The sequence below is a fragment of the Roseibium sp. RKSG952 genome, assembly GCF_009711355.1.
Genome location: NZ_SMMF01000960.1, coordinates 12,798 through 27,407 on the forward strand (window position 1 = coordinate 12,798; position 14,610 = coordinate 27,407).

General features: G+C 55.6%; 23 protein-coding genes and 1 riboswitch. Of the genes, 16 read left to right on the plus strand and 7 right to left on the minus strand.

What is annotated here, in order from left to right:
- Positions 1 to 289 (plus strand): hypothetical protein (locus E1297_RS49985; RefSeq protein ID WP_209016312.1); only part of this gene is annotated, 289 nt, incomplete at its 5' end.
- A 92-nt stretch (positions 290 to 381) separates the two neighbouring features.
- Positions 382 to 1,002, plus strand: a complete 621-nt coding sequence (locus E1297_RS41230) for a 2OG-Fe(II) oxygenase family protein (RefSeq protein ID WP_155148677.1) — start codon at positions 382 to 384, stop codon at positions 1,000 to 1,002.
- 104 nt (positions 1,003 to 1,106) lie between these two features.
- Here E1297_RS41230 and E1297_RS41235 read toward each other — a convergent pair whose 3' ends face one another.
- Positions 1,107 to 1,940: a LytTR family DNA-binding domain-containing protein gene (locus E1297_RS41235; RefSeq protein ID WP_155148679.1), complete on the minus strand. Its 834-nt coding sequence runs from the start codon at positions 1,938 to 1,940 to the stop codon at positions 1,107 to 1,109.
- 353 nt (positions 1,941 to 2,293) lie between these two features.
- On the opposite strand from E1297_RS41235, the gene rpmC reads away from it, so the two are divergent.
- The 13 genes from rpmC (at position 2,294) to E1297_RS41300 (ending at position 8,785) form a co-directional block, all read left to right on the plus strand.
- Entirely contained in the window at positions 2,294 to 2,500 is a 207-nt protein-coding gene (rpmC, locus tag E1297_RS41240) for a 50S ribosomal protein L29 (protein ID WP_010437082.1), read from the plus strand.
- A gap of 4 nt (positions 2,501 to 2,504) precedes the next feature.
- The gene (gene rpsQ / locus E1297_RS41245; RefSeq protein WP_068340771.1) at positions 2,505 to 2,735 is read left to right on the plus strand and encodes a 30S ribosomal protein S17; all 231 of its coding nucleotides are present in this window, start codon (positions 2,505 to 2,507) and stop codon (positions 2,733 to 2,735) included.
- A 77-nt stretch (positions 2,736 to 2,812) separates the two neighbouring features.
- Positions 2,813 to 3,181 (plus strand): 50S ribosomal protein L14, encoded by a 369-nt coding sequence (gene rplN / locus E1297_RS41250; protein WP_155148681.1) that lies wholly within the window; start codon positions 2,813 to 2,815, stop codon positions 3,179 to 3,181.
- A 2-nt stretch (positions 3,182 to 3,183) separates the two neighbouring features.
- Positions 3,184 to 3,495, plus strand: coding sequence for a 50S ribosomal protein L24 (rplX, locus tag E1297_RS41255; protein ID WP_155148683.1), 312 nt, complete (start codon positions 3,184 to 3,186; stop codon positions 3,493 to 3,495).
- On the plus strand, positions 3,488 to 4,048 hold the full coding sequence (gene rplE, locus E1297_RS41260; protein ID WP_155148685.1) for a 50S ribosomal protein L5: 561 nt from the start codon (positions 3,488 to 3,490) through the stop codon (positions 4,046 to 4,048). The genes rplX and rplE overlap by 8 nt, the downstream gene beginning before the upstream one ends.
- A gap of 19 nt (positions 4,049 to 4,067) precedes the next feature.
- Positions 4,068 to 4,373: a 30S ribosomal protein S14 gene (rpsN, locus tag E1297_RS41265; RefSeq protein WP_068340744.1), complete on the plus strand. Its 306-nt coding sequence runs from the start codon at positions 4,068 to 4,070 to the stop codon at positions 4,371 to 4,373.
- A 7-nt stretch (positions 4,374 to 4,380) separates the two neighbouring features.
- Positions 4,381 to 4,779: a 30S ribosomal protein S8 gene (rpsH, locus tag E1297_RS41270; RefSeq protein ID WP_368669840.1), complete on the plus strand. Its 399-nt coding sequence runs from the start codon at positions 4,381 to 4,383 to the stop codon at positions 4,777 to 4,779.
- A gap of 11 nt (positions 4,780 to 4,790) precedes the next feature.
- A complete protein-coding gene (rplF, locus tag E1297_RS41275) occupies positions 4,791 to 5,324 on the plus strand; it encodes a 50S ribosomal protein L6 (RefSeq protein ID WP_155148689.1) in 534 nt (177 codons plus the stop codon).
- A gap of 11 nt (positions 5,325 to 5,335) precedes the next feature.
- Positions 5,336 to 5,695 carry a 50S ribosomal protein L18 gene (rplR, locus tag E1297_RS41280; protein WP_010437103.1) on the plus strand — a complete coding sequence of 120 codons (360 nt, stop codon included), beginning with the start codon at positions 5,336 to 5,338 and terminating at the stop codon, positions 5,693 to 5,695.
- 116 nt (positions 5,696 to 5,811) lie between these two features.
- Positions 5,812 to 6,381, plus strand: a complete 570-nt coding sequence (gene rpsE, locus E1297_RS41285) for a 30S ribosomal protein S5 (RefSeq protein WP_155148691.1) — start codon at positions 5,812 to 5,814, stop codon at positions 6,379 to 6,381.
- A 12-nt stretch (positions 6,382 to 6,393) separates the two neighbouring features.
- Positions 6,394 to 6,582, plus strand: a complete 189-nt coding sequence (gene rpmD / locus E1297_RS41290; protein WP_008757946.1) for a 50S ribosomal protein L30 — start codon at positions 6,394 to 6,396, stop codon at positions 6,580 to 6,582.
- A gap of 325 nt (positions 6,583 to 6,907) precedes the next feature.
- Complete coding sequence (locus E1297_RS41295; protein ID WP_170334366.1) at positions 6,908 to 7,396, plus strand: HPP family protein; 489 nt, start codon at positions 6,908 to 6,910, stop codon at positions 7,394 to 7,396.
- Positions 7,397 to 7,420: 24 nt separating this feature from the next.
- Complete coding sequence (locus tag E1297_RS41300; RefSeq protein ID WP_155148694.1) at positions 7,421 to 8,785, plus strand: sodium:proton antiporter; 1,365 nt, start codon at positions 7,421 to 7,423, stop codon at positions 8,783 to 8,785.
- Between the two features lie 174 nt (positions 8,786 to 8,959).
- Here the strand turns inward: E1297_RS41300 and E1297_RS41305 are convergent, their stop codons facing one another.
- The 4 genes from E1297_RS41305 to E1297_RS41320 all read right to left on the minus strand — a co-directional run bounded on the left by E1297_RS41305 (position 8,960) and on the right by E1297_RS41320 (position 12,809).
- A complete protein-coding gene (locus tag E1297_RS41305; protein WP_155148696.1) occupies positions 8,960 to 9,652 on the minus strand; it encodes an ATP-binding cassette domain-containing protein in 693 nt (230 codons plus the stop codon).
- Positions 9,639 to 11,186 (minus strand): thiamine/thiamine pyrophosphate ABC transporter permease ThiP, encoded by a 1,548-nt coding sequence (locus tag E1297_RS41310; RefSeq protein WP_155148697.1) that lies wholly within the window; start codon positions 11,184 to 11,186, stop codon positions 9,639 to 9,641. The genes E1297_RS41305 and E1297_RS41310 overlap by 14 nt, the downstream gene beginning before the upstream one ends.
- Positions 11,162 to 12,142, minus strand: coding sequence for a thiamine ABC transporter substrate binding subunit (gene thiB / locus E1297_RS41315; RefSeq protein ID WP_155148699.1), 981 nt, complete (start codon positions 12,140 to 12,142; stop codon positions 11,162 to 11,164). The genes E1297_RS41310 and thiB overlap by 25 nt, the downstream gene beginning before the upstream one ends.
- A 32-nt stretch (positions 12,143 to 12,174) precedes the next feature.
- Positions 12,175 to 12,281, minus strand: a riboswitch (TPP riboswitch).
- Positions 12,282 to 12,431: 150 nt separating this feature from the next.
- Positions 12,432 to 12,809 (minus strand): VOC family protein, encoded by a 378-nt coding sequence (locus E1297_RS41320; RefSeq protein ID WP_155148701.1) that lies wholly within the window; start codon positions 12,807 to 12,809, stop codon positions 12,432 to 12,434.
- Positions 12,810 to 12,947: 138 nt separating this feature from the next.
- Here E1297_RS41320 and E1297_RS41325 point away from each other — a divergent pair, with 138 nt between their 5' ends.
- Complete coding sequence (locus E1297_RS41325; protein ID WP_209016313.1) at positions 12,948 to 13,415, plus strand: helix-turn-helix domain-containing protein; 468 nt, start codon at positions 12,948 to 12,950, stop codon at positions 13,413 to 13,415.
- On the opposite strand, the gene E1297_RS41330 is transcribed toward E1297_RS41325, so the two are convergent.
- The gene (locus E1297_RS41330) at positions 13,410 to 14,066 is read right to left on the minus strand and encodes a glutathione S-transferase (RefSeq protein ID WP_155148705.1); all 657 of its coding nucleotides are present in this window, start codon (positions 14,064 to 14,066) and stop codon (positions 13,410 to 13,412) included. The two genes, E1297_RS41325 and E1297_RS41330, sit on opposite strands and share 6 nt — an antisense overlap.
- Positions 14,067 to 14,144: 78 nt before the next feature.
- Positions 14,145 to 14,609 (minus strand): preQ(1) synthase, encoded by a 465-nt coding sequence (queF, locus tag E1297_RS41335; RefSeq protein ID WP_155148707.1) that lies wholly within the window; start codon positions 14,607 to 14,609, stop codon positions 14,145 to 14,147.
- Between the last annotated feature and the right edge of the window lies 1 nt (position 14,610).

The following is a 14,610-nucleotide window of genomic DNA, read 5'->3' on the forward strand; positions in this document are numbered from 1 at the left end:
GCCATTAGCTGCAATCGGCTTGAGTTACTTTGTTCGAAGCAAGGTTTTGAAACTATTTTTGCGTTATGGCGGTCTCTATTTTGGAATAGCGTTGAATTTGCATTTTCTTTTTGAAGCTGACTGCGCGACCGACAAGCTTTTGTACCATCGTTGCAGTACTATTCCGCAGACCATTGCTGAGATTTTTAGCTTTATGAACGTCCTTAACATGGTGGTTTATGTCTTCTGGGTGCCGCCCATCCTTGTGCTGCTCCTCCTGTGGGAGTTGAAGGTCCGAATGTTCAAGTGACTGAATGATGGTGGCAATGATGTTTTGCGACCAAAGAAGCGACGGGAATTTGTCTCTCGTAGTCAGAGGTCGATTTGGATAAGAACGCACCCATGCCACAGATTGAATCACTCTTCGTCACCCGTCTTTATCGCGCAGCCCTCTCTGAGTTCGATCCCAAGATCGACTCCGAAGAACTGGAAAGCTCATGCCTTGTCATCGCCGAAGATGATGAGGCCGGGCAGGAATGGTGTGAAGAGAACGGCTATCCCGGCTATACAAGCTACGCCTCACTGACCGATCTGCCCTGGCGGTTTCCAATCTTCGCCGATCTGGTCTCGGCGCTGGATCAGCATGTCGCGGCCTTTGCCAAAGATCTGGAGTTCGATCTGGGTGAGGGCGAGTTGAAGCTCGAGGATCTGTGGATCAACATTCTGCCCGAGGGCGGAATGCATTCCAGCCATCTACACCCGCACAGCGTGATTTCGGGGACGACCTATGTTGCAATGCCCGAAGGTGCTAGTGCACTGAAGCTGGAAGATCCACGCTCGGGACGCATGATGGCCGCACCGACGCGCCTCAAGGATGGGCGGCGAGATCTCCAACCGTTCATCTATATGAAGCCCAGGGTTGGCGATGTGCTGCTTTGGGAAAGCTGGCTTCGCCATGAAGTGCCTATGAACATAGCGGAAGAGGAGCGGATAAGTGTGAGTTTCAACTATCGTTGGGACTAAGCAGTTTGCAGCCGCCAAAAGCAGGCGGCCGCCTTGTTCGCGTTGACTGACGGTCCGGGTCAGTTTCAGTGATAAACTAGGCTCCGAACTTTTGGCAGAAAGCCCTAATGCGCCTTTCCCGCTGAACGGAACCATTCCCGCACCGCAGGCAAGCGGCCTCGTGAGACCGGAATGTCGTCGCCGGATCGTGTTTTAACGACGTTTCCACGAAGTTCCTCCGCTTCTTGGGTGGAAACCCAGAACGAGCGGTGTGTTTGTACGCCGTGGCTTTCGTTGACCTGCATGACGAAGTCCTTCATGCGGGCGCGGTATTGTGATGTCTTCCCGTTCGTTCTGACGATAAGATAGTGCTCGGCGCTCTGCACAGTCAGTATACTGTCCAGCGGCAATGAACGGCCGTTGAGAATGACAAACTCCGGCTCACCCTCCGGCACGGTTTCCGCCAAGTCTTCGTCGTTGCGCTGTAGTGGAAGTAGCCAGAGCAGTCCCACCGTTTCTATTATGTGCCCGATCAACAGGTTGCGCAGATAGTCTGTCCAGACAAGTGGTTCACCTCGCTTTGGTACGAGGTCCCCAAAAACCAATGGGAAACACGTTGCGAAAACGGACAGACCAACAATAAGGGGGCCGGTTGCAACAATAAGCGGTAGTGGTATCTGCAGAGTTCGCCGCCACAGTCTGTTCACAGCTGAGGCCCAATGCGGAATGATAATCAGATAGAGCAATACGGAGACGCCCCAGTAGAACAGCCGTGACGAGTATTCCGGAAGGGACGGAAACAGCGTCGGATTCGCAAGGGCGATAATGATTAGGCTAACAACAAGAAAAGCTTTAACTCTACTGCCCCGAACAAGGTCACGTAATTCACGTTGCGTGAAACGCACCACCTGTCCGTTCGTTAACAATATCTGATATTCACGACTATCGGCTTCTTGCATGGGTCACTACGCGGTACTGATTTAATTGTTATTGAGTTCCCTACTGATGCAAGTTGGCAATTTCGACCATAGCTAATGCGAAGGGGGGGTGCGGGAACGGACTCGCAGATAGTGACAAGTGAACTGAACCAAAACCCTCCGTCGAATTGCCGACGGGGGGAATTTTTCGCCAAGATTGGCAAAGATGAAAATCTAAGAACTTTCCCTTGCCACCCACCCTCTAAACCCTTATACGGCGGCATCCTGCGTTCCCCCGGCTGAGTCGGGGGATTCGTATGTCTATCATTCATCCACCAGGTCAAAGGTGACCCGTGTACGGGGCCTTCTGGTGTTTTGAGCAAAGGAAAAAGGCGATGAACGCCCAAGAACTGCGTGACAAGACCCCGGACCAGCTCCGCGAGGAACTGGCCAACCTGAAGAAAGAAAGCTTTAACCTGCGCTTTCAACAGGCAACCGGTCAGCTGGAAAACACAGCCGGCATTAAAGCGGCCCGCCGCAATGCTGCCCGTGTCAAAACCATTCTGAACGAAAAGGCCGCTGCTGCGGCATCCGAGGAGTAATCAGATGCCCAAGCGTATCCTGCAAGGCACCGTGACCAGCGACGCCAACGAACAGACCGTAACCGTATCCGTCGAGCGCCGCTTTACGCATCCGGTTCTGAAGAAAACCATCCGTAAGTCCAAAAAGTACCGGGCTCACGATGAAAAGAACGCCTTCAAGGTCGGTGACACCGTACGCATCATCGAATGCGCGCCGAAATCGAAGACGAAACGTTGGGAAGTTCTGGAAGCGTAAGCCTCCGGGATTTTTCCCATTTGTCGAAACCCTGGGGGATCTAACGAGACCAGCCCCCACAGGTCGGGAGAAACCACATGATCCAGATGCAGACCAATCTGGATGTCGCTGACAACTCCGGCGCACGCCGAGTTCAGTGCATCAAGGTCCTGGGTGGTTCCAAGCGTAAATACGCCTCCGTTGGCGACATCATTGTCGTCTCGGTGAAGGAAGCCATCCCGCGCGGCCGCGTGAAGAAAGGTGACGTCCGCAAGGCCGTCGTCGTACGCACCGCCAAAGAAGTCCGCCGCGCGGACGGTACCGCGATCCGCTTTGATCGTAACGCCGCCGTCATCCTGAACAACAACAACGAGCCGGTAGGTACCCGTATCTTTGGCCCGGTTGTTCGCGAACTGCGCAGCAAGAACTTCATGAAAATCATCTCGCTTGCTCCGGAGGTGCTGTAATCATGGCTGCTAAACTCCGCAAAGGCGACAAGGTCGTCGTGCTGGCCGGTAAGGACAAGGGCAAAGAGGGAACTATCTCCTCGGTTGACCCGAAAGCCGGTAAAGCTGTTGTAGACGGCATCAACATCGCCATCCGCCACACCCGCCAGACCCAGAACTCGCAAGGTGGTCGCCTGCCTCAGGCAAACCCGATCGAGCTGTCGAACCTGGCTCTGCTGGACAAGAACGGCAAAGCAACCCGCGTTGGCTTCCGCATGGAAGGTGACAAGAAGGTCCGCTTCGCCAAGACCACGGGAGACGTGATCGATGCTTGATTCCGCAAACTACACCCCGCGTCTGAAGGCTCAGTACGTTGAAACCATCCGTGCCGCTCTGAAAGAAGAGTTCGGCTACAAGAACGACATGCAGCTGCCCAAGCTGGAAAAAATCGTTCTGAACATCGGTTGTGGTGCTGAGGCCGTCAAAGACTCGAAGAAAGCGAAAGCTGCTGTCGAGGATCTGACTGCGATTGCTGGTCAAAAGGCAGTTTCAACCAAGGCGAAGAAGTCGATCGCGGGTTTCCGCGTCCGTGAAGACATGCCGCTGGGTGCGAAAGTAACCCTGCGCGGTGACCGGATGTACGAATTCCTGGATCGTCTGATCACCATCGCGATGCCGCGTATTCGTGACTTCCGCGGTGTGAAGCCTTCTTTTGATGGTCGTGGCAACTTTGCCATGGGCATGAAAGAGCACATCGTGTTCCCGGAAATCGACTTCGACAAGGTCGACGAGGTCTGGGGTCTGGATATCGTAATCACCACCACAGCGAAAACCGACGCTGAAGGTAAGGCACTGTTGAAAGCGTTCAACATGCCCTTCAACGCCTAAGCGCCGGGAGGATTGAGACATGGCTAAAAAAGCAATGATCGAACGCGAGAAGAAGCGCGAACGCCTGGTGGCCAAATATGCCGCAAAGCGTGCCGAGCTGAAAGAAATCGCGAATGACGAGAGCCGCCCGATGGAAGAGCGCTTCAAAGCGCGTCTGAAACTGGCGAAACTGCCGCGCAACAGCTCGGCTACCCGTCTGCACAACCGTTGTCAGCTGACCGGTCGTCCCCACGCTTACTACCGTAAGCTGAAGGTCAGCCGTATCGCGCTGCGCGAGCTGGGTTCTGCTGGTCAGATCCCCGGCATGGTGAAATCGAGCTGGTAAGGGAGACATAGATATGAATGATCCTATCGGCGATATGCTCACCCGTATCCGCAACGCGCAAATGCGCGGCAAGTCCACCGTTTCCACCCCGGCTTCCAAGCTGCGCGGTTGGGTTCTGGACGTGCTGGCGGACGAAGGTTACATCCGTGGCTACGAAAACACGACCGGTGAAAACGGTCATCCGGCCATCGAAATCAGCCTGAAGTACTACGAAGGCACCCCTGTTATTCGCGAACTGAAGCGGGTCTCGAAGCCCGGTCGTCGCGTATACATGGGCGTCAATGACATCCCGCAGGTCCGTCAGGGTCTGGGTGTGTCGATTGTCAGCACTCCGAAAGGTGTGATGTCGGACGCAAACGCTCGCTCCAACAATGTTGGCGGCGAAGTGCTCTGCACCGTCTTCTAAGGAGGTCTGCAATGTCTCGTATTGGTAAAAAACCGGTCGAGCTGCCCAGCGGCGTTACCGCCTCTGTGTCTGGCCAGACCATCGAAGTCAAAGGTCCGAAAGGCACCCGCAGCTTCACCGCCACCGACGACGTGACGCTGTCGGTTGAAGACAATGTGGTCAAGATCGACCCCCGTGGCATGTCCAAGCGTGCCCGCCAGCAGTGGGGCATGAGCCGCACCATGGTTGCCAACCTGGTAACCGGTGTAACTCAGGGCTTCAAAAAGGAGCTGGAGATCCAGGGTGTTGGTTACCGAGCTCAGATGCAGGGCAACACCCTGAAGCTGAACCTGGGCTACAGCCACGATGTTGATTTCACTGCTCCGGAAGGTGTCACCATCACCGCACCGAAGCAGACCGAAATCGTTGTGGAAGGTATCGACCAGCAGCTGGTGGGCGAAACCGCGGCCAAAATCCGCGAGTGGCGCCGTCCCGAGCCTTACAAAGGCAAGGGCATCCGCTACAAGGGCGAGTTCATCTTCCGCAAGGAAGGCAAGAAGAAGTAAGGACGCAGACAATGGCAAACAGCAAAAGAACCCTGTTTCTGAAGCGCCGCCTGCGCGTTCGGAACAAACTTCGCAAGGTCAACGCGGGTCGTCCGCGTCTGTCCGTACACCGTTCGAACAAGAACATCTCTGTTCAGCTGATCGACGACGTACGTGGCGTGACCCTGGCATCTGCCTCGACCCTGGAAAAAGATCTGGGTGTTGTCGGCAAGAACAACGTCGAAGCGGCCACCAAAGTGGGCGCGGCCATCGCCGAGCGTGCCAAGAAGGCAGGCGTCGAAGAGGCCTATTTCGATCGTGGTGGCTTCCTGTTCCACGGCAAGGTGAAGGCAGTTGCCGACGCCGCACGTGAAGGTGGTCTGAAGATCTAAGACCTGCGGGCAGCTTTGCGGCTGCCCCGATGATCCGGGGGCCTCGGCAACAGTCGGGGCTCACTTGGATTGAAGAAAACGGCGCCGTAAGCGCCACATGAGAAAAGGGATGCCAAATGGCAGAACGTGAAAACCGTCGGGGCCGTGGCCGCGACCGTGAAGAAGCACCGGAATTTGCAGATCGCCTGGTCGCAATCAACCGCGTGTCGAAAACCGTAAAAGGTGGTAAGCGCTTTGGCTTCGCCGCTCTGGTGGTTGTCGGCGATCAGAAAGGCCGCGTGGGCTTTGGCAAAGGTAAAGCGAAAGAAGTACCTGAAGCCATCCGCAAGGCGACTGAGCAAGCCAAGCGTCAGATGATCCGCGTGCAACTGCGCGAAGGTCGTACTCTGCACCACGACATCGAGGGCCGTCACGGCGCTGGTAAAGTGGTTATGCGCACCGCACCTGAAGGTACTGGTATCATCGCCGGTGGTCCGATGCGTGCTGTGTTCGAAATGCTGGGCGTCAAGGACGTTGTGTCCAAGTCGCTGGGCTCGCAGAACCCGTACAACATGATCCGCGCCACCATCAACGGCCTGCAGAAAGAGCAGAGCCCGCGTTCGGTTGCCGCACGTCGTGGCAAAAAGGTTGCCGACATCCTGCCCAAGCGGGACGAAGCACCGGCTGCTGCTGAAGCAGAAGCGTAAGGAGAGCGAACCATGGCAAAAACCATCGTCGTCAAGCAGATCGGTTCTCCGATCCGTCGCCCCGCTGAACAGCGCGCAACCCTGATCGGTCTGGGCCTGAACAAGATGCACAAAACCCGTGAGCTGGAAGATACCCCTTCGGTTCGCGGCATGGTCAACAAGATCCCGCATCTGGTTGAGATCATCGAAGAGCGCGGCTAAGCCCGACACCTTCGAGAAATTGGAAACGCCTCCGATCTGATCGGGGGCGTTTTTTTTTGTGTCAGCGGATCTTGGTTAGGCAGAGGCCGCAGGTTGGAGAGAAACCTGCTGAATGTGTTGTGAATGTCGACCAACGCAACAGAAAAACCGACACGCCGACAAACAATTTCGCAAAAAGGCTGGCCAATCCTGCGTGGCAGTGAAAAGACACCACCGTCAGAAAAAATTCGATTCGGCTTTTCTGGTTTGCCTCACAAACGCGAAGTCAGATGAGGCCACCCAATTGGCAGACCGCCGGGCAGCCATACGAAGACAGAGGATACCCATGGGCCTGACCTGCTATGACGTAATGGTGCCGACTGAAGTTCAGCGAACCATCCATCCGGATGAGAGCATTGCCACCGCCTTTAACATTATCAGGGACAGCCGTGCGCGGTTTTTGCCGGTGGTAGAAGATGACGGCACATATGTCGGTGTATTCACAGCACCGACACTTCTAAAGCTGATCCTGCCCAAAGCGGCAACAATTGGCCTGAACGATGATGCGTCGCGGGTGCCAATCGAGTCTCTCAGCTTCATGAACCTCACACGGGATGACTTCGATCAGCAGCTGGAGCGGTTGAAGACAGAAAAGGTGCGCGACAACATGTCGAGACCAACCAACATCCCAGTGGCCGCACCGGACACGCCGGTGATGGAAGGCATTTTTCTGATCTACAAATTCAAGCGGCACGTGATCCTTGTCGAGCCTGAAACAAAGCGTTTTGTGGGCACGGTGAGTGCAAACTCACTTCTGGATCGCGCACTAAGCTAACCACCAAAGAACCGGACAAAAATCTTGGCTGAGCATTCTACGTCACACGGAGAGGCTGCGTTCTCCGTTCCACAACTATTGGGCATTGATCCCCTTTGGGTCGCGACCGGTATCCTGATCCTGGTCTACGCCGTTCTGATAACCGAAAAAGTGAACCGAGCCATTCTGGCAATGCTGGGCGCATCGCTGATGGTACTGTTCGGGATCATCAATCAGGAACAGGCGGTGGCCGGGGTCGACTCCAATACGCTGGCCCTTCTGATTGGCATGATGGTCATTGTGGGTATCACCAGCAAATGCGGACTGTTTCAGTTCGTGGCGATCAAGGCCGCAAAGTCGGTCAAGGCCAATCCTACCGGTATTCTGATCATGTTGACGCTGATCACGGCCGTGTTTTCAGCATTGCTGGATAACGTGACAACCGTCTTGCTTATTGCCCCGATTACCTTGCTGATCACCGAAGCTTTGGAAACGCGCGTCTTCCCGTTTTTTATTGCTGAAATTCTGGCTTCGAATGTCGGGGGCACAGCAACCCTGATCGGTGACCCGCCGAATATTATCATCGGCTCTGCCGCAGGCCTCAGCTTCAATGAGTTTGTTGTGAATCTGGCACCGATTTCGGCGATCTGTCTGGTGGTCCTTACGGGAATTATCTACCTGATGAACCGCAAGGAGCTTGCCAGCATTCCGAAATCTGCCAGCGAGCGGATTATGGGCTTCAATGAATCCGAAGCGATCACGGATGTAGGTCTGATGATCAAGTCGCTGTCTGTTCTGGCGCTGGTGTTGCTCGGTTTCACGTTGGGGCATGGGTATGGCATTCAACCTGGTACCTCCGCATTGGCCGGTGCGGGCTTGTTGATGCTACTGGCCTATGGTCACCAGCACGGCGAAGAGCAGTCGGAATCCGTGCACCATATCTTTGGCGAAGTCGAATGGGTCACGATCTTCTTCTTCGGTGGTCTCTTTGTCATCGTTGCCGGCGTTGAGCATGTAGGTCTGCTGGCGTTCTTCGGTGAGAAAGTGCTGGAGTTGACACAGGGCGATATGATGTGGACCGCGTTCTTCATCTTCTGGGCCTCAGGTATCCTGTCGGCGATCCTCGACAATATTCCTTTCGTGGCGACCATGATTCCGCTGATCGAGTCCACAGCCGACACGTTTGGTGGAGAAGACGCGATTGAACCGCTGTGGTGGTCATTGGCGCTTGGGGCTTGTCTGGGTGGCAACGGTACCTTGCTGGGCGCGAGTGCGAACCTCACGGTTGCAGCTTTTGCTGAGAAAGCAAAGCAGCCCATCGGCTTTATCGCGTTCGCCAAAATCGCTTTCCCGATCATGATCCTGACCCTGATGATCGCGAACGTATACATCTGGTTGCGCTACTTCTGACGCGTTGCGTTAGATGCGAAACGGCCTTCCATTGTCAGGGGCATGTGAACCTTTGGTTCATGCCCCTGACGGGCTTTATCTACCCCTAAGTACTCTGAGAGTGCATGATGCAGCACAGAAAGCTCTGACAATGTGCAGGCCTGACATCTGGCAAATCGCCTCGTGCCGAAGCGACTATCCCAGGTAGCTGCGCAAGCTGGGTGGTGGGTTGTCAAGCAACTCTGTCGTTTCAACCGGCGAATGGGCCTGACCTTCGGCAACGAGTATTGTCTGATCGGTAATGCGGCGCGCGTCCTGCGGATCGTGACTGATCATCAACAGAGTTGTGCCAGTCCCCTCAATCAAATCAGCAACTAAATCCAGCATTTCGGCTTTCAAAGCAGGACCAAGTGCAGCGAACGGCTCATCCAGCAAAAGCACCTGGCGCCTTTGAACAAGCACTCGAGCCAAAGCCACCCGACTTTGCTGCCCGCCAGATAGCTCTGCAGGTTTGCGAGTGCTCATTCCTGCCAGACTTACACGTTCCAGGGCTGTTTGGACCTCACCTTGTTCGTCAGGGCTCAGTCGTCCATTTGGGCGCACCCCCAAAGCGATATTCTGCTCAGCGGTCAAATGAGGGAACAGGTTGCCGTCCTGAAATAGCATTGCCAGCGGACGCTTGCCCGGTGGCAGATCTGTTATCTCGGTACCCTGCCAGAATATTTGACCCTGAGTTAGGGAACGAAAACCGGCAATGGTTTCCAGCAATGTCGATTTACCTGCACCTGATGGGCCAATGATTGCAACGCTCGCCCCGGGTTCGATGCAAAGATCGGCGTGCAGGGTGAAATTGCCATTTTCAATGACGCAATCACTAAGCTTCAGCATGCCAGCGTCCTCCGCGATCCAATATCCAGAACGCCGACATGGACAACAGCAGCAATAGCAGCGCCCCTCCGGCGGCGGCTTGCATTTGATAAGCTCCCATCAGGCGGTAAATCTGTAAAGGCAGCGTTGCTATCTGGGCGTCTGCGAACAGTGCGATCACACCGAGATCTCCCATCGAAAGGGCTGCGGCCAGCCCGGCTGCAAAACCGATCTGCGCGCGCATTCGAGGAAGCAGAATGCGGACAAAGAAGGTCATGTTGGTCATATCGAGGGAAAGCGCCAGTCGGCCGTGTCGCGACACCACATCGCGCGCGGCCGGGACAAGAATGCGCAATGCGAAGGGCAGAGCCATAACTGCGTTGACCAGTGCCGTCACCGGAAGCGCAAGCGCTGTCGGGTTGGCCACAGGCCTGACCAAAATGAATAATCCGGTACCGATCACCAGCGGTGATGCGGCCAGCCCGAGGATGCCACTGAGCTCAACAATTCCATATCGCCCTGTCGCGACAGCAGTGGCCATGGGCAGCGCCAGCAGCAGCAAGATTGCAGTACTCGCGGCCGCCACCATGACCGAGGTCAATGCGGCGCGGAACACCAAAGCTGGCGTTTCGAAGAGACCAGCAAAACCTGAAATCACAACAGATGCCAAAGGAAGCAGCAGGAACGCGGCCGCTGCGATGATCCATAAGGCATCGGCAATGGGCGCGCCGCCGTCCCACCGGCGGATGGGGCGATCCAGCCCGGTGCCGAAGCCGTCCCTGTGAGAAAACCTTAGGGCGGCCAAAGCTGCAGCGGCAGTCAGGGCCAGTTGTAGCGCCGACAACAGTGCAGCACGGCCGAGGTCAAAGTCATAGGTAAAGGCTTGATAGATCGCGAGTTCGATTGTGGTCGCACGGGGCCCGCCACCCAGAGTCAGCGCAACAGCAAAACTGGTTAGGCAAATGGCGAAGATTACCGCAAGCACGCCCGGTAAAATCCGTTTCAGCATCGGCAACTCGATCAACCGGAACATGGCCACTCCGTTGCAGCCTAACTGAGCAGCGAGGCGAAATCGCTCGGCCGGAATTTCTTGCCATCCCTGCAGGATGAGGCGCGTGGCAAGGGGCAAATTGAAGAATACATGGGCCAATACCACGCCATGCAGGCCGTAGATACGAATGGGTGCGAAGCCAAAATAACCCAATATATCAGAGATCCAGCCGGCCCGACCAAAGACCTGCAGCAATCCGATTATCGCAACAATAACGGGAAGAATGAACGGCGCGCCAAGCAGCGCAATCAGCGCGCGACGCCCGGGAAACCGTCGCCGGGCGAGTGCTCGTGCAACCGGAACCGCCAATCCAATACTGAACAGCGCGGAAAGTATCGCTTGAGTAAGTGTAAAACGCAGGGCAGCCCAGTCGGCCGGACCAAATCCACCGCCTGCTTCGGCACGCAGGGTGACTGCGGCCAGTGTGCCCAGTATCAGCGCGGCGACCAGGGCAGCCGCGCCGATACCCGGCAATGGGCTTACTGGCTGAGCGCGCTCAACCATTCTGCAAGTGCCTGATCCCGCACGTCGGCGGCTTCATCGGGTGAAAAGAGCAGAGCCTTTTCCGGAATGGTCAGGGTTTCAAACCCTTCGGGCAACCCAGCTGCCGGGGTCACTGCCGGGTACATCCAGTTGGTTGTAGGAATGATCTGCTGGAACGCATCCGAAACCATGAATTCCAGGAATTGATCCGCCAGTTCCGGCTGATCAGTCCCGGCGAGTTTCCCTGCCACTTCAACCTGCATGTAATTGCCTTCGTCAAAGACAGCTGCCGATTTCGAAGCGTCTTCTTCAGCGATCAGGTGATAGGCCGGAGAGGTGGTATAGCTGAGGACCATATCCGATTCACCTTCGAGGAACAGGCCATAGGCCTCGGACCACCCTTTGGTGACTGTTACGATATTGTCTGCAAGACCAGCCCAGATTTCGGGTGCCTCGTCGCCATAGGCCGCCTTCACCCACAACAACAGACCAAGGCCGGGTGTGGAAGAACGTGGATCCTGAATGATGATCTTTGTCTCGCTGTTCGCCAATTCACGGAAATTCGCTGGGGCCGAGTAATCGGCGTTGTGAACAAATGCGAAATAGCCCCAGTCGTAGGGCGCAAAAACGTCGTCGGTCCATTCAATCGGCAGCGCGTAGTCAGCTGTAACGGAACTGGGTGCAAACAGACCGGTTTCCTTGGCTGCATTGATCAGACTGGTATCCAGTCCCAGCACCACGTCAGCTTCCGAGTTTTCGCCCTCAAGCCGGATACGTGACAGCAGGGCGGCGCCATCTTCAACGCCAACAAGATTCAGATCGCAATTGCAGACCGCTTCAAAAGCTTCTTCGACCTGCGGACCCGGACCCCAGTCCGAGACAAAGCTGTCATAGGTGTATACGGTCAGCTGAGGTTTGTCGGCGGCAATAGCCGAAGTTGCACTCAGTAATCCCGCAGCAATCAGCAGATGTTTCATATCATCCTCCATTGCGGCGAGAGGGTAAGGATGGATGAAACCGTCACCTTTCCCTCCGCCGGTTCTAGCCGGTTCAGGTTCAACGGGTTCGCCTGATAGGCATCTCAGCGCGGCAGGCCACGCACCCCGAGGTGAAGCTGTGATTAGGAGGATGGAGACCCGATTACAACTATAATCGCGTCACCCAGGGTGCACGAACCGAAAGGTAGCGCTCACAAATTGCTCATATCTGACATTAATTGCAGACCGTTGCCGCAACTTCGGCAACGATCCTTGGGTCTACAATTCCTCAGGACCCGCCCGTCAAATCTTGGGCAAGCATGAAGGCGTTGCCGTCGGGGTCATAGAATGTCGCCGTCTTGACCATGCCTTCGACTACATCTGTTGGGCCGTCAAACTGAACATCAGCCTGTTCTAGCTTTTGCCTTGCGCTGTCTAGGTCGGCGATGCCGAATACAGGGACGCAGTTTCCGGGCGCGGGTTTGGTGTGCTCACCAAGCCCAAGGGTTACGCCCTTGGTCAGGGTTTCTAGCTCTGACCAACCTGCCTCATCTGCATGATAAAGCGTTTTGAAGCCAAGCATGCTCTCGTACCAATCGGCGCTGGCGTGACGATCCTTAACCGACAGCGCAATTGTTATGGTTTCTTCCAGGGAAATGAGCGGCATCATCTTTCCTTTTAAGGTAAAATATAGTAACTATACTTTATGTACATTGATGCACTTGTCAACATCACTTCGCGGGCGTGGGCCCTGCCCATTCTTTCCAATCTTCACGAAGGTGTCCCTGGGCGGCAGGCGCCATTGTTGGCTGCAACCGGCGCGGGCCGTACGTCATTCTCTCAGAGTGTAGATCATCTCATCCAAATTGGATTGCTTGAGCGAAACCCGGGCTACGGCCATCCGTTGCGACCGGAATTTCGACTGACACAGCGTGGTGCAGTGGCAGCCCGGTTCGCCAATCAGATCCTGTCTGCGACCAGCGAAGATAATCAGGATCTGCTTCGGCGCTCATGGACGTTGCCCGTTCTGGCGACCCTTCATGAACTGAGCCACTTTAACGAGATCAGGCGAAACCTGCTGACGATCACTGATCGCGCCCTCTCACAGTCCTTGCGAATGATGGAGGAGCGGGATTGGGTGCAACGCGACATCGATGATGGCGCACGACCACCCCGCGCGACTTACCATCCGATAAATACCGGTGAAACAATCACAGCAATCACAGGTCCGGTGATTGTGTTCAAAACCGGTTCGCAGTTGCGGCAGTTATAGGTCGGAGACAGCGTCTGAGGTTCCGAACCAAATCGGCACATCATCTTCTGACCAAGGGGCGTATTTGTGCATGATTTGCCCGAAAGTGTCGCTAGTCAGAAATTGGTCCAGCCATCTGATAAGGTTGGGCCAAGGCTGAGCGTCAAACCACACACGGTCAATATTTGCAAACTGGCGCACGAATGGCAGCATTGCCAGATCTGCAATCGTTGGTCGATCTCCGAACAGCCACGCCTGCCCATCCAGTTTTTGGTCAAGGACGGTCAGATAGGTGGCCGCCTTTTGCCGCTCAACCTCTTCGTCCAGATCGGGATATCGCGTGGCGTATTTGGTGTGATCCAGTGCATTCTTGAACGGGCCGTCATTGGTTGAGATCAGCTCCCAACCTTCCTTCGGCATATCGAGCAACTGTTGGGGGTCGCTCTGTTCCAAAGCCCAGATCATGATGTCCAGACTCTCATCCAGAACCTGGTCATTGGTTCGAAGAGCGGGCACTGTCCCAGACGCTGAAGTATCAAGAAAAGCCTGTGGTTTGTCCCGCAGCAGGATCTCACGCAGCTCGACCTTTACACCCGCGCTGACCAGCGCGAGGCGCGCCCTCATCGCATAAGGGCACCGACGAAACGTCCAGAAAACAGGGTGCTGAGCCATATCGCGATCTATCCGGCTTTCTGTGTCATAGTCAAATATGCGGGCGCAGCGCTCGATTGCCTCGCCCGCATCATCAGCTCAGCCGCGCCCGCGATACGGTGGCACTCCCTGATCGGGAATCCAGACGCCTTCGGGCATCGCACCGGTTTGCCAGAACACATCAATCGGAATGCCCCCGCGCGGATACCAGTATCCGCCAATACGCAGCCAGCGGGGTTCGAGGAACTCCGTCAAACGCCGTGCGATCGAGATTGTGCAATCCTCGTGAAATGCACCGTGGTTCCGGAATGAACCCAGGAACAGTTTCAGTGATTTGCTTTCAACCAGCCACTCACCCGGTACATAGTCGATCACCAGATGTGCAAAGTCGGGTTGTCCCGTCATCGGGCAGAGAGAGGTAAATTCGGGTGCCGTAAAGCGAACGTTGTAGTCCACGTCCGCCTGCGGGTTCTGGACACGCTCCAGCTCGGCCTCTTCGGGGCTGGCAGGCATTTGCGTTGCGCCGCCCAGCTGGGTGAGATTGCTGTAGATGCTGTCACTCATG